15 protein-coding genes are annotated in these 12,812 nt (G+C 48.2%); 3 read left to right on the top strand and 12 right to left on the bottom strand.

What is annotated here, in order from left to right:
- Positions 1–47 precede the first annotated feature (47 nt).
- From nusB to aroQ, 6 genes are all read right to left on the bottom strand, one after another.
- Positions 48–452: a transcription antitermination factor NusB gene (nusB, locus tag N179_RS01255; protein ID WP_023467580.1), complete on the bottom strand. Its 405-nt coding sequence runs from the start codon at positions 450–452 to the stop codon at positions 48–50.
- Between the two features lie 120 nt (positions 453–572).
- Positions 573–1,925 carry an acetyl-CoA carboxylase biotin carboxylase subunit gene (gene accC, locus N179_RS01250; RefSeq protein ID WP_023467579.1) on the bottom strand — a complete coding sequence of 451 codons (1,353 nt, stop codon included), beginning with the start codon at positions 1,923–1,925 and terminating at the stop codon, positions 573–575.
- A 15-nt stretch (positions 1,926–1,940) separates the two neighbouring features.
- A complete protein-coding gene (gene accB / locus N179_RS01245) occupies positions 1,941–2,390 on the bottom strand; it encodes an acetyl-CoA carboxylase biotin carboxyl carrier protein (RefSeq protein ID WP_023467578.1) in 450 nt (149 codons plus the stop codon).
- A gap of 168 nt (positions 2,391–2,558) precedes the next feature.
- Positions 2,559–3,125, bottom strand: a complete 567-nt coding sequence (gene efp / locus N179_RS01240; RefSeq protein ID WP_023467577.1) for an elongation factor P — start codon at positions 3,123–3,125, stop codon at positions 2,559–2,561.
- Positions 3,126–3,160: 35 nt separating this feature from the next.
- A complete protein-coding gene (locus N179_RS01235) occupies positions 3,161–4,225 on the bottom strand; it encodes a M24 family metallopeptidase (RefSeq protein WP_075642027.1) in 1,065 nt (354 codons plus the stop codon).
- A complete protein-coding gene (gene aroQ / locus N179_RS01230) occupies positions 4,222–4,668 on the bottom strand; it encodes a type II 3-dehydroquinate dehydratase (RefSeq protein WP_023467575.1) in 447 nt (148 codons plus the stop codon). The genes N179_RS01235 and aroQ overlap by 4 nt, the downstream gene beginning before the upstream one ends.
- A 156-nt stretch (positions 4,669–4,824) precedes the next feature.
- Between aroQ and N179_RS01225 the strand changes: the two genes are divergently transcribed.
- Both N179_RS01225 and N179_RS01220 read left to right on the top strand, forming a co-directional pair.
- Entirely contained in the window at positions 4,825–5,757 is a 933-nt protein-coding gene (locus N179_RS01225; RefSeq protein WP_023467574.1) for a DUF1385 domain-containing protein, read from the top strand.
- Positions 5,758–5,777: 20 nt separating this feature from the next.
- Complete coding sequence (locus N179_RS01220) at positions 5,778–6,179, top strand: SA1362 family protein (protein WP_023467573.1); 402 nt, start codon at positions 5,778–5,780, stop codon at positions 6,177–6,179.
- A 57-nt stretch (positions 6,180–6,236) separates the two neighbouring features.
- On the opposite strand, the gene hpt is transcribed toward N179_RS01220, so the two are convergent.
- The 3 genes from hpt to N179_RS01205 all read right to left on the bottom strand — a co-directional run bounded on the left by hpt (position 6,237) and on the right by N179_RS01205 (position 8,191).
- Positions 6,237–6,764, bottom strand: a complete 528-nt coding sequence (hpt, locus tag N179_RS01215; protein WP_064300287.1) for a hypoxanthine phosphoribosyltransferase — start codon at positions 6,762–6,764, stop codon at positions 6,237–6,239.
- 149 nt (positions 6,765–6,913) lie between these two features.
- Positions 6,914–7,336 (bottom strand): transcriptional regulator MntR, encoded by a 423-nt coding sequence (gene mntR, locus N179_RS01210; protein WP_035398709.1) that lies wholly within the window; start codon positions 7,334–7,336, stop codon positions 6,914–6,916.
- A 24-nt stretch (positions 7,337–7,360) separates the two neighbouring features.
- Complete coding sequence (locus tag N179_RS01205; protein ID WP_023467570.1) at positions 7,361–8,191, bottom strand: lipoate--protein ligase family protein; 831 nt, start codon at positions 8,189–8,191, stop codon at positions 7,361–7,363.
- A gap of 138 nt (positions 8,192–8,329) precedes the next feature.
- Between N179_RS01205 and N179_RS01200 the strand changes: the two genes are divergently transcribed.
- Positions 8,330–8,710, top strand: coding sequence for a rhodanese-like domain-containing protein (locus N179_RS01200; protein ID WP_023467569.1), 381 nt, complete (start codon positions 8,330–8,332; stop codon positions 8,708–8,710).
- Positions 8,711–8,776: 66 nt separating this feature from the next.
- Here N179_RS01200 and gcvPB read toward each other — a convergent pair whose 3' ends face one another.
- The 3 genes from gcvPB to gcvT are packed head-to-tail and all read right to left on the bottom strand — an operon-like array spanning position 8,777 to position 12,681.
- Positions 8,777–10,246, bottom strand: coding sequence for an aminomethyl-transferring glycine dehydrogenase subunit GcvPB (gene gcvPB, locus N179_RS01195; RefSeq protein WP_075642026.1), 1,470 nt, complete (start codon positions 10,244–10,246; stop codon positions 8,777–8,779).
- On the bottom strand, positions 10,239–11,585 hold the full coding sequence (gene gcvPA / locus N179_RS01190; RefSeq protein ID WP_056060214.1) for an aminomethyl-transferring glycine dehydrogenase subunit GcvPA: 1,347 nt from the start codon (positions 11,583–11,585) through the stop codon (positions 10,239–10,241). Before gcvPA ends, gcvPB begins: the two co-directional genes overlap by 8 nt.
- A gap of 13 nt (positions 11,586–11,598) precedes the next feature.
- Positions 11,599–12,681 (bottom strand): glycine cleavage system aminomethyltransferase GcvT, encoded by a 1,083-nt coding sequence (gene gcvT / locus N179_RS01185; protein WP_035409121.1) that lies wholly within the window; start codon positions 12,679–12,681, stop codon positions 11,599–11,601.
- Positions 12,682–12,812 lie beyond the last annotated feature (131 nt).

Here is a 12,812-nt window from a genome sequence, read left to right as displayed (position 1 = left end):
GTTCGATTCACTCTTCTGTCTGTTTGTCTCTATTCGGTTTTACAATTTTATGAATTTTCTTTAACGACGCCTTGTGCGACCTTACCGAGAACACCGTTCACGATTTTTGTCGCTTCTTCGTCAGCGAACGCCTTCGTCAATTCAATCGCTTCGTTGATCGTCACTCGAACCGGAATGTTCGTTTCGAACAATAATTCGTAGACGGCTAAGCGAAGAATCGTCCGCTCGATGTTTCCGAGTCGTTCGAATGACCAGTTGACCAGTGCTTCTCGGATGTGTTGGTCAATCGTTGCTTTGTTCGTTTCGACACCGTTCACCAATTGCTCGACGAATGTGTCATATTCCTTACCTTCTACCGCGAATTCAATGGCCTCTTGTGCAGTCAGATCCGAAAGCTCCATCTGGAACAAAGATTGGACTGCGAGTTCGCGTGCCATGTGTCGTTTCATCATGATTTTGCGTGCTCCTTTTTTTGTCGTTCTCAATCAGTTAGTTTAGCACATTCCTCTTTTAAAAAACATAGAGAACGCCAAAAAAAGACGGGAGTTCGTCGCACAAACTCCCGTCCTGATTCAGTTAACGATCGTACCTTTTAGCTCACGCTCTGCGAATTTCGTCGTGAACGTCCCACGCCGGAATACCGGGTGACTGAGAACACGTTCGTGGAACGGGATCGTCGTTTTGACACCTTCAATCCAAAATTCAGCCAGTGCACGTTCCATCTTCGCACATGCTTCTTCCCGTGTTTCCGCATGGACGATCAATTTCGCGACCATCGAGTCATAGTACGGTGGAATCATGTACCCCGGATAGACTGCGCTATCGATACGTACGCCCATTCCGCCTGGTGTCACGTATTGTGTGACGCGTCCAGCAGACGGACGGAAATCATGATCTGGATCCTCGGCATTGATTCGGCATTCGATCGAATGACCGTGGAACTTGATATCCTTTTGTTTAACGGCAAGCGGATGATCGAGCGCGACTTGCAATTGCGCTTGAACGAGATCGAACCCAGTGATCATCTCCGTTACCGGGTGTTCGACTTGAATGCGTGTGTTCATCTCCATGAAGAAGAACTCTTCCGTCTCTTCGACGAAGATGAATTCGATCGTCCCAGCTCCTGTATATTGAATCGCTTTTGCGGCTTTTACGGCAGCCTCTCCCATCTTCAATCGTGTCGCTTCACTGACCGCAGGTGACGGCGCTTCCTCGATCAGTTTCTGCATCCGGCGCTGGACGGTACAATCCCGTTCACCGAGGTGAATGACATTCCCGTGACGATCGGCGAGGACCTGTACCTCGACATGGCGGAACTCTTCGATGAAGCGTTCTAAATAGACATCCCCATTTCCGAAAGCTTGTTTTGCTTCACGGCGTGTCTCACTTAGCCCGTTGATCAGCTCTTCTTCCGAACGAGCGACCCGAATCCCTTTACCGCCACCACCTGCTGTTGCTTTGATGATGACCGGATAACCAATTTCTTGCGCCAGTGCGACCGCTTCTTCGTCCGTGACCGTTCCATCTGAACCAGGCACGACGGGCACTCCACACTCGATCATCGTCTTCTTCGCAACGTCCTTGATCCCCATCTGACGGATCGCATCCGACGTCGGACCAACGAACTTTATCCCGCACGCTTCACACATCTCAGCAAAATCAACGTTTTCTGCTAGGAAACCGTAACCCGGGTGGATCATCGTCACTTGACGGTTCGTTGCGACCGCGAGGATATTCGTAACGTTTAAGTAAGATGAAGCAGAACTCGCCTCACCGATGCAGTACGCCTCATCGGCTAAACGAACGTGTAAGGCTTCCTTATCCGCTGTCGAGTAGACAGCAACGGTTTGTATTCCAAGTTCCTTTGCCGCTCGAATGATGCGGACGGCGATTTCTCCACGGTTGGCAATCAATAATTTTTCCATGCTGTTCACCCCCGTTTACGGACGGATCCGGAAGAGTGGTTGACCAAATTCAACGAGATCTCCATCGGCGACAAGAATCTCGACGACCGTTCCAGATACTTCCGAGTTTAAGTTATTGAAGAGTTTCATTGCTTCAAGGACACAAACGATCTGACCCACTTCAATCTGATCACCGACTTTGACGTATGCCGGTTTATCTGGATTCGGACGCGAATAGAACGTTCCGACCATCAAGGCATTGATCGTGACCGTATCATCCGTAGTCACCTCTTCCTCGACTGGTGCTGCCGCTTGCTTCACAGGAGCTGGCGCCGCCACTGGAGTAGCAGGTGCTTGGTGCGAGACCGTTACTGTTTCTCCTTGTTTCTTCAACTTCAATTTATACGTATCCGTCTCGAGTGAGAGTTCATTTACACTCGACTGATCGAGCATTTCGAGTACTTGTTTCAACTGATCGATTTTCATCTGTCATTCTTCCCCCATCTATGCTGTATTCACAATTATTATACCAGGTGCTAATGCCTACTCAAATACTTATATTAACTGGTCATACCATTGGATGCAAGTCAAGCTGGATGAAAAAAGACGTCTCTCGACCTGATAAAAGGTGAGAGACGTCTTGTCGTTTCAATATTATCCGTTGTAACGACCTGTGAAATCACCTGTACGTGTATCAACCGTTACTTTTTCGCCTGCTTCGATGAAGAGTGGGACTTGAATGATATGACCTGTCTCCACTGTCGCATTTTTCTTGACGTTCGAAGCTGTATCACCCTTAACGCCAGGCTCTGCTTCAACGATCGTCATGACGACTGTGTTCGGCAATTCAAGACCGAGGATTTCGCCGTTGTAAACCGCGATTTGAACTTCCATGTTTTCAAGCAAGTATGGAAGAGCTGCTTCGACTTGTGCCGTCGTCAATTCCAATTGCTCATACGATTCTGTGTCCATGAAGACGTAAGTCTCGCCCATTGGGTAAAGGTATTGCATCTTGTTACGCTCGATGTGTGCACGCTCGACACGCTCACCACCACGGAATGTCATCTCTTGGATGTTTCCGTTACGGATGTTACGCATTTTCGTCCGAACGAACGCTGCCCCTTTACCTGGTTTAACATGTTGGAATTCAAGTACTTGCCAAATCATACCGTCTGAAGTCTTAATCGTTAATCCTGTTTTTAAATCGTTTACTGATACCATGAATGGTTCCTCCTAAAATGTCCCGTCACTCTGAATTAGAGAGTGATCAGTTCTTTTGGTGAAGACGAAAGAATTTCTCGACCTGTTTCCGTGATCAAAACGTCATCTTCAATCCGGCATCCGCCAACTTGCGGCACGTAGATACCTGGTTCGACCGTAACGATCATGCCCGGTTCAAGTTTCGTCTCAGAGCGGAACGACAAGCCAGGTCCTTCATGTACTTCTAGACCAATACCGTGTCCCGTCGAGTGACCGAAGTACTCACCGTAACCTGCTTCTTTGATGATATCACGTGTCAATGCGTCCGCTTCGATCCCAGTGATGCCTGGTTTTAAGCCGTCGACACCCGCTAGTTGCGCTTGCAAGACCGTATCGTAGATCTTCTGCAACTCGGCATTGATCGGACCGACTGCGACAGTCCGTGTGATATCTGAAACATAACCGTTCAAGAGCGCTCCGAAATCAAGCGTGACGAGTTCACCCGTCGCAATGACCTTCGAGCTGGCAACACCGTGCGGCAAGGCAGAACGATAGCCCGATGCCACGATCGTATCGAAAGAAGAAGACGTCGCTCCATGCTTCCGCATGAAGAATTCTAGTTCATTTGATACTTCAAGTTCCGTTCGTCCTGGTTGAATGTACGTCAAGATGTGTTGGAAGGTCGCGTCTGCGAGCTCCACCGCTTCCTTAATCATCTTAATCTCTGACGAATCCTTAATCAAGCGTAGGTTTTCAATGATTCCTGTCGTCGGAACAAGCTCGATTGCTGAAGCTTGATCGTATGCTTCAAAAGCACCGAGTGTCATCTCATCCTTTTCGACACCAACCGCGCGAACACGCGCTCCTGCCATCAATTCGCCCATCGTCTCTGGAATCGAACGTTCGATTTGGACGATCTCCATTCCTTTAACTTGGTCTGCCGCTTGCTCCGTGTAACGGAAATCCGTCACGAAGTACGCTTGCTCTTCTGTTACGAGACATGCACCACTTGAGCCCGTGAAGCCGGAAATGTAACGAATATTCTCTGCCTTCGTGACGAGTAACCCTGGAAGGTCCCGTTCCTTTAAAGCTGCTTGTAACGCCTCGATCCGTTGTTTCATGATTGATTTCCCCCTTGTTCCGATTGTTGTAAAGCTTGGAGTGCCTCCGTTGCCAGACGATATCCCGTCATGCCAAGTCCAGCGATGACACCTTGGCAGACGGGTGCGATCATCGAATGATGCCGGAAGGATTCACGCGCATGGACATTCGATAGATGAACCTCGATGACGGGTGCTTCGATCGCAGCAATCGCGTCACGTAACGCGATACTCGTATGCGTGTAGGCAGCCGCATTGAAGACGATACCGTCCGCTCCCCGTTCCTCGTGAAGAACATCAATCAATCGTCCTTCATGGTTCGATTGTTCAAACCGAAACTGAATGTTCGGAAAATAAGTGCGAAGGTCGTGTTCTAAGTCGGCTAATGTCGCCGTTCCATATGTATCCGGTTCGCGTGTTCCGAGTAAATTCAAGTTTGGTCCGTTTAATATCAAGACACGCAAAAAAACACCTCCTCGAATTCCTTTTCATTGTATCATAACCCGATTTCCGACTCCTAAAGATTACCTCGTTTTGACGAGTCGAACATAGTTTTTTTGTTGTAAATCAAGTACACTGACGATACACCTAATTTTAATGAAGACGGGATGCGTTCTATTATGAAAACGACTAATCCGCCGGTCGGTGGTCAAGCCATCGTCGAAGGCGTCATGTTCCAAAATGCGACCCACGCGGTCTCTGCGATTCGTCGAAATGATGAGTCGATCGAGACGTTCGCCCAACAAAAACCGGTTCGACCACGAATCGCTAAAGGCAAAAAAATTCCACTTCTACGTGGCTTGTTCGCTTTGATGGAATCCTCAGCGAATGGTGCCAGTCATATGAACTTCGCAAGTGACCGATACGGTGTCAAACCTGGTGAAGAAGAGCCGGAAGAGACGACTGCCAGCCCTTTGACGAAATGGCTCGGCGTAGCTGTCGTCGGAGTCCTATCATTCTTTTTCGGTAAATTACTTTTTACGTTACTACCTGCTTTCCTTGCGTCACTATTCGATGTGTTCCCTGCTTTATCAGGACATGTCATTCAAAATGTCATCGAAGCAACAATCAAATTAACGCTTTTGTTCAGTTACCTCTACGTGATTTCATTGACTCCGCTCGTCAAACGACTCTTTCAATATCACGGTGCAGAGCATAAGGTCATCAACTGCGTCGAATCAGGACGCCCACTCACGGTCGAAAACGTTCGCGTCAGCAGTCGTCTTCATTACCGTTGCGGCTCGAGTTTCTTGATCTTCACCGTCATCGTCGGATTTTTCGTCTATCTGATCGTGCCAACGGATCCGCTTTGGTTGCGTCTCGTCTGCCGGATCGCTTTATTACCGGTCGTCATCGGTCTTTCATTTGAAGTGTTACAGCTGACGAATAAAGCACAGCACATCAAAGGACTTCGCGTCATCGCCTTGCCTGGCCTATGGTTACAGTACTTGACGACCAAAGAACCGGACGATGCACAGATCGAGGTTGCGATTTATGCGTTTGAAGCGTTGGAAAAACAGGAACATAACCTACATGAGAATGCACTGGGTTAATCGATAACAGGGGTGATATTATGATCAGACAACGCATTGGTTCTACATTTGCACTCGTCGTGTTACTGTTCGCTTTTGTCGGCTTCGGATATAAACTCGTCAATAATCCAAGTAGTCTGTTTTCACAATTGCTGTTCTTCGGGATTACCGCCGGGATCATCTTCTTGCTCTTTAAGTTCCTGACTCGTAATCGAAGCGTCGGAACGGGCGCAAATGCTCAGTACCGAAAATCCGTCGCTCAATCAAAAAAAATGCATGGCTCTTCGAATTCTGTTCGCCGGACAGACTTTAAGAAAAAACCGGTCAAGTCCTCAAAAGCGCCGGCATCGAATAAAGTCAGACCGTTGCGCGATCGTTCAAAAGCGCCTCATCTGACAGTGATCGAAGGAAAAAAAGGCAAAAAGAAAAAACGTGCTTTTTAATTTCAGAAGTACATTAAAAAGGAGATTCGTCATGCGACGAACCTCCTTTTTTCGTGTTCAATCCGTTTCGACCCAACCGATATACGGTAGATTGCGATATTCCTCCGCACAATCGATTCCGTACCCAACAACGAAGTAATCCGGAATCTCGAAACCGACATAGTCTGCGTCGAGTTTTACTTCACGACGTGCCGGTTTATCAAGCAATGTACATACTTTGAGAACTCCGGGTTGATGCAATTTCATGTGATCACATAAGAAATGGAGCGTCCGCCCTGTGTCGATGATATCTTCGATGACGACGACATATTTCCCTTGCACATCGAGATCGAGATCTTTCTTCAACTGAACACGCCCGGAAGAGACGGTCTTTGTTCCGTAAGAAGAGCACGCGACTGTATCAATTTGAACGCTTCCTTTGATTTCGCGCATCAAATCCGCAGCAAAGACCATCGACCCTTTTAACACGACGACGAGAACGATTTGACGCCCAGCCGCATCCACTTCGATCTGTTGTGCTAATTCACGAACCTTTTCTTTCAGTTGTGACTCCGACACTAATTTTTCTTTAATCGTGATTTCCATGACAAGGTGCGAACACCCGCCACCCCCTTCGTCCATTTTCAGGCTCAGTATAGCATATCTAACTTAAAATGCGCACTTTATCATAAAAATGTAATGGATCGTTCGTGTTTGAGAACTTTTTTTAGCAAGGAACTATAAAAAAACAAGCCTCAATCCTCTGGATGGGCTTGTTGATAGCGATGCAGTTCCTCTTTCAAACCAGGACGTTCCGCAAAGAACTGAATCATTCCGTTAATCTTATCCAACGCTTCGATACTAATATGATGCTCGATTCCTTCGACATCCTTATAAATCAGTTCTTCATCCACACCAACGAGACGAAGAAAATCTTCAAGTAAGGCGTGTCGTTCCACGAGACGCTTTCCGATTTTGCGTCCTTTAGGTGTCAGCATGAGACCCCGATACTTTTCGTAAACAAGGTACGTCTCCCGGTCGAGCTTTTGAACCATCTTCGTTACCGAGGACGGGTGAACTCCTAACGACTCCGCTATATCCGATACGCGAGCGTATCCTTTATCTTCAATCAGTTTATAAATTTGTTCCAAATAATCTTCCATACTCGGAGTTGGCACGACATCACCTTCCCATTTCATTCATTAGCGTTTCCAGTTCCACTCATCACTACGGTATTTCTCGGCAAGACGCTCAATCTCCTGCCACTGCTCGCTAGTGAACGTTAACGGAACGAACGACAAATCAAGCGCCTCTTCAAAGCCTTTCGTGAACGCTTCTCGTACCTCGTCAAATGCTACAGCGCGACCTGCTAGCTCATTCAAAGCGACAGCTTTACCTGAAAAACGTGCTTTCATCCGCTCGCGCGTTGACTCATCATCATACAAGAAACAATCAAACAATTCACCTTCATCGACAGAGAGCGGGACCGAGCCGTGCTGCAGGACAACGCCTTGATGGCGGACTTGTGCACTTCCGGCGACTTTCCGTTTTCCGACAGCGAGTTCATAATACGATGCTGCATCAAAACAAACGGCTGATTTCGGCTTCCGTAATTCTTCTTTTTCCTCTTCCGTCAACGGAACGGAAAATTCGACCGGAATGCCGAGGTGATGGTATCCTTTGCGAATCCCTTCCGTCAACATCCGATAACTTTCGATGACCGTGCGTGGTAAACCTTCTGTATCTTCCGGGATGACGACACTGTATGTCAACTCGTCTGCATGCAAGACAGCGCGCCCTCCTGTCATCCGACGCACGATTGGAATCCCGAGCTCTGCGATCCGCTCACGATCGATATCACGGGTTGCCCGTTGAAAATGACCAACACTTAGTCCGCGTGGTTCCCATGAGTAAAAACGAAGCGTTGGTGCGATTTCACCACGCCCGACGAACTGAATCAATGCTTCATCAATTGCCATGTTCATTGCCGGCTCCATCGCCGGCGTCGTCAACACTTGCCACTCTCTGTTCACTTGAGCACCCCCAAAACGTTTCCGTCTTAGTGTATCAAACCCATTCTCGGTCGCGCAATCACGAGTCGATTGCCGAAATCGATTTCGTTGACTATAATGAAACAGAGGTTAAACGAACGAAGGGGTTGGAAGTCGAATATGGAAACTGGAACTATCATTACGATCGTATTATGGGTCGCGCTGATCGCCTACATCGCTTGGCGTTTCATGCCGGTCAAAGGCATCACGAAATTGTCGCAAGAAGAATTCCGTGCGAACTACCGTAAAGCACAAATCGTCGATGTTCGCGAAACACAGGAATTCAAAGGTGGACACATCGTCGGTGCCCGTAACATCCCGGTCAGCCAAATGAAGATGCGCTCGAAGGAATTACGAAAAGACATGCCGATTTACTTGTATTGTCAAGGTAGCATGCGTTCTTCACAGGCTGCAAAAGTCTTGAAAAAAGCAGGCTATACGAATCTGTATCAGTTAAAAGGCGGATTCAAGCAGTGGTCAGGAAAAATCAAACGGAGCTAATGCTTCGTTCATCGCAAAAAGAGGATCTCTCCTTCGTCGGAGAAATCCTCTTTTTTATGAAATAGCTTATGCGTGTACTTCTTGTTTTGGTTCGTAGCGTAAGACCGGTTTTCGAGCAGCAAGTGTCTCATCCATCCGTTTGACGATTGTCGTGTGTGGTGCGTTCAAGACGACATCCGGTGTCTCTTCGACCTCTTTTGCAATCTGGAGCATCGCATCACAGAAGGCATCGAGTGTTTCTTTCGACTCTGTTTCCGTCGGTTCGATCATGATACACTCCTCGACGTTCAATGGGAAGTAGATCGTTGGTGGATGGTATCCAAAGTCAAGCAGACGTTTAGCGATGTCAAGCGTCCGGACACCTAGTGCTTTTTGACGTTTACCCGACAAGACGAATTCGTGCTTGCAATAGACGTCGTATGGCGCGTCATACGCACCTTTGAGACGAGCCAACATATAGTTCGCATTCAAGACCGCTTCTTTCGAGACGCGAGCGAGACCTGCTCCACCCATCGTCCGAATATAGCTATAGGCACGAACGTTGATGCCGAAGTTACCGTAGAATGGTTTGACACGACCGATTGCTTCCGGACGATCGTAGTCGAGGACATAACGCTCTTCCTCTTTGCGGACGATTGGTTTCGGTAAATACGGAATCAAATCTTGTTTGACCCCTACTGGACCCGATCCTGGTCCGCCGCCACCGTGCGGTCCTGTGAACGTCTTATGCAAGTTCAAGTGAACGACATCAAAGCCCATGTCCCCTGGTCGAGCGATGCCCATGATCGCATTCGAGTTCGCACCATCGTAGTACAGTTTTCCGCCTGCCTCATGAACCGCTTTGGCGATTTCGACGATATCCGACTCAAATAAACCGAGCGTGTTTGGATTCGTCAACATGAGTGCCGCTGTATCGTCACCGACTTTTTTCTTTAAGTCCGCTAAATCAACGAGACCACGTTCATCCGATAAGACCGTCACGGTATCAAATCCAGCGACAGATGCCGATGCGGGGTTCGTTCCGTGTGCCGAGTCCGGTACGAGGACTTTCGTCCGTTTAAAGTCACCACGTGCATGATGGTAGGCCTTAATCAGCATCAAGCCTGTCCATTCACCGTGTGCTCCCGCCGCCGGCTGAAGCGTCACTTCATCCATTCCTGTGATGACTGCGAGTTTTTCTTGCAGATCATACATCAAACCGAGTGCCCCTTGGACACTTTCGACTGGTTGAAGCGGGTGAATGTGTGCAAACCCAGGGAGGCGTGCCATATCTTCATTGATTTTCGGATTGTATTTCATCGTACATGACCCGAGTGGATAGAATCCAGAATCCACACCATGGTTACGGTTCGAGAGTGCCGTGTAGTGACGGACGAGATCCAGTTCAGATACTTCCGGTAGCGCCACGTCTTCCTTCCGTAACATCGAGGTCGGTAACAATTCTTCTACTGCCACCTCATCGACAGTCGGTAACGGTAAGCTATAGGCGATACGACCCGGTTTAGAAATTTCAAAAATCAATGTTTGCTCATTCATGTGTGAGTCCCCCTAACGCTGTCACGAATTGATCCAACTCTTCATTCGTCCGTAATTCCGTTGCACAAACAAGCATTTCATTTTGACGCGCTGCGTCATACGATCCTAACGGTAAACCGCCGATGATCCCGTGATCGAGCAATTGTTGACTCGCACGTGTCGCGTCGATTGGTAGCGTAACGACGAATTCATTGAAGCTCGGTCCATCGTCAACGATCGTAAAGCCAGCCTGTTTCAGCTTTTGTTTTAATGCATGTGCCGTTTGCAAGTTACGTGTCGCGAGTTCCCGGATACCCCGTTTTCCGAGTGCACTCATCGCGATCGAAGCAGCGAGTGCATTCAACGCTTGGTTCGAACAGATGTTAGATGTCGCCTTGTCACGGCGAATGTGTTGTTCACGTGCTTGTAACGTCAGAACGAAACCGCGTTTCCCATTCTCATCGACGGTCTGTCCAACGAGACGTCCCGGAATCTTACGCATCAACGCTTTTGTCGTCGTGAAATAACCACATGTCGGTCCACCAAAGCTTTGTGGAATTCCGAACGGTTGGCAATCTCCGATCGTAATGTCAGCGCCAAGTTTACCTGGCGCTTCTAAGATACCGAGTGCCAGTGGATTCGCAGAGACGATGAACAGCGCACCACGAGCATGAGTCGCATCGGCCAATGCTTGTAGTTCTTCGACACGACCGTAGAAGTTCGGATACTGCACGATGACACAGGCGACGTCTTCGATGGCATCGAGTTGATCGATCCGTGTGACACCTTGCTCAAGCGCCAACGTCTCGACGTTTAGTCCTGGACCGTTCGCATACGTCCGAACGACATCGTGCGCTTCCGGGTGAACGCCGTCTGAAAGAACGATCGTCTTTTTCTTCGTATGGGCACAAGCAAGCATGGCCGCTTCCGCTAACGCCGTGATACCGTCATACATCGACGAGTTCGCGACATCCATCCCTGTCAATTCACAAATCATCGATTGGAATTCAAAAATCGCTTGTAGCTCACCTTGCGAAATCTCTGGCTGATATGGTGTATAGGCAGTGTAAAACTCTGAGCGCAGTAACATATGATTGACGACAGCAGGTGCATAGTGATCATAGATGCCTGCGCCAAGGAATGATGGATATTGTTTCGTATTCATGTTTTGGTCGGCAAGCTTCGATAGCGTCCGAATCAAGTCCGTTTCCGGAAGTGGCACACCGACTTCTTCCAATGTACCGTTATCACGGACGGATGCCGGGATATCAGCGAGTAAATCTTCGATCGATGCTGCACCGATCGTCTGTAACATCGCCTGCTCATCTTCTGCTGTCATTGGTAAATAACGAAAATCCATAGAAATATCCCCCTTATTTCGTGCGACGATAAAACGGTGTCGCTGTTCGTTTCGCTGCTAAACGTTTTCCGCGTACTTCCACTTCAAATTGCTCTTGTTCCGCTACTTCTGCAGGAACGAGTGCCCAAGCAATCGCTTTTCCGACTGTCGGCGGCAACGTACCTGTCGTCACCACACCAACGACTTCCCCGTCATGCCAAACCGGTGCATCTTGACGCGCAATCCCTTTATCGAGTAATTCAAGACCGATCAAGCGTCGCGGTGCTCCTTGTTCTTTCTGTTGCAACAAGACCTCTGAACCGACGAACGGTTTGACTTGTGGTTTGACCGCAAAGCCCATTCCCGCTTCGATTGGTGAAATCGTTGCTGATAATTCATGTCCATAAAGTGGAAGACATGCCTCAAAACGTAATGTGTCACGTGCCCCGAGCCCGCATGGTACGACACCTTGCTCAAGCAGTGCTTGCCAGACAGCAGGTGCGTCACCAGCTGCCATGTAGAGTTCGAATCCATCTTCCCCTGTGTACCCACTGCGTGAGACGATCATTTCCACTCCTGCAACCGTCCCCCGTTGGAACTTGAAAAATCCGATCTCTGATAAGACAAGTGGTGTCATGCCGGAAAGGATGGCTTCCGCACGTGGTCCTTGGACCGCAATTTGACCATATTGTTCCGATTGATTCTCAAGCGTGACGTCCCCTGTTAGATAGTGACGTAAATGTTGTTCGTCTTTTTCAATGTTCGAAGCATTGACGACGAGAAGATAGTCCGTTTCTGCCAAACGATAGACGAGTAAATCATCCACTGTCCCACCGTCTTCTTGGCATAAGACGTTATATTGCGCTTGCCCCACCGCAATCTTCGAAATATCGTTCGATAATGTAGCTTGTAAAAACGTCAGAGCATCCGGTCCGCTGACGAACAGTTCTCCCATGTGCGAGACATCGAACATGCCGACGTTCTCCCTTACTGCAACGTGTTCTTCTTTAATCGAGGAAAACAAAACTGGCATTTCAAATCCCGCAAAATCCACCATCTTACCGGTTTGCGAAACCGTCTCGAATAACGGTGTTCTTTTCAATGTCGTTTGACTCATACAAATCCCCCTATTTACGAACGTTTTCACTCTCTCTTCTCTTTAATGTTCCATTTTCAAATCCATCTTACCAATTAAAATCATAATTATCTAGTATTATTCGGAAAAAGGAACATACGAAAAAGAGAGAA

Source organism: Exiguobacterium indicum HHS 31 (assembly GCF_001939065.1).
GTDB classification, from domain to species: domain Bacteria; phylum Bacillota; class Bacilli; order Exiguobacteriales; family Exiguobacteriaceae; genus Exiguobacterium_A; species Exiguobacterium_A indicum.
The sequence above is the reverse complement of the archived record's forward strand: the minus strand, read 5'-3'. Positions and strand labels throughout refer to the sequence as shown.

Excerpts from the sequence above, each read along its gene's own strand:
- nusB (WP_023467580.1), bottom strand. The coding sequence starts at position 452 with ATGATGAAACGACACATGGCACGCGAACTCGCAGTCCAATCTTTGTTC.
- accC (WP_023467579.1), bottom strand. The coding sequence starts at position 1,925 with ATGGAAAAATTATTGATTGCCAACCGTGGAGAAATCGCCGTCCGCATC.
- accB (WP_023467578.1), bottom strand. The coding sequence starts at position 2,390 with ATGAAAATCGATCAGTTGAAACAAGTACTCGAAATGCTCGATCAGTCG.
- efp (WP_023467577.1), bottom strand. The coding sequence starts at position 3,125 with ATGGTATCAGTAAACGATTTAAAAACAGGATTAACGATTAAGACTTCA.
- N179_RS01235 (WP_075642027.1), bottom strand. The coding sequence starts at position 4,225 with ATGAAACAACGGATCGAGGCGTTACAAGCAGCTTTAAAGGAACGGGAC.
- N179_RS01225 (WP_023467574.1), top strand. The coding sequence starts at position 4,825 with ATGAAAACGACTAATCCGCCGGTCGGTGGTCAAGCCATCGTCGAAGGC.
- N179_RS01220 (WP_023467573.1), top strand. The coding sequence starts at position 5,778 with ATGATCAGACAACGCATTGGTTCTACATTTGCACTCGTCGTGTTACTG.
- hpt (WP_064300287.1), bottom strand. The coding sequence starts at position 6,764 with ATGGAAATCACGATTAAAGAAAAATTAGTGTCGGAGTCACAACTGAAA.
- N179_RS01200 (WP_023467569.1), top strand. The coding sequence starts at position 8,330 with ATGGAAACTGGAACTATCATTACGATCGTATTATGGGTCGCGCTGATC.
- gcvPB (WP_075642026.1), bottom strand. The coding sequence starts at position 10,246 with ATGAATGAGCAAACATTGATTTTTGAAATTTCTAAACCGGGTCGTATC.
- gcvPA (WP_056060214.1), bottom strand. The coding sequence starts at position 11,585 with ATGGATTTTCGTTATTTACCAATGACAGCAGAAGATGAGCAGGCGATG.
- gcvT (WP_035409121.1), bottom strand. The coding sequence starts at position 12,681 with ATGAGTCAAACGACATTGAAAAGAACACCGTTATTCGAGACGGTTTCG.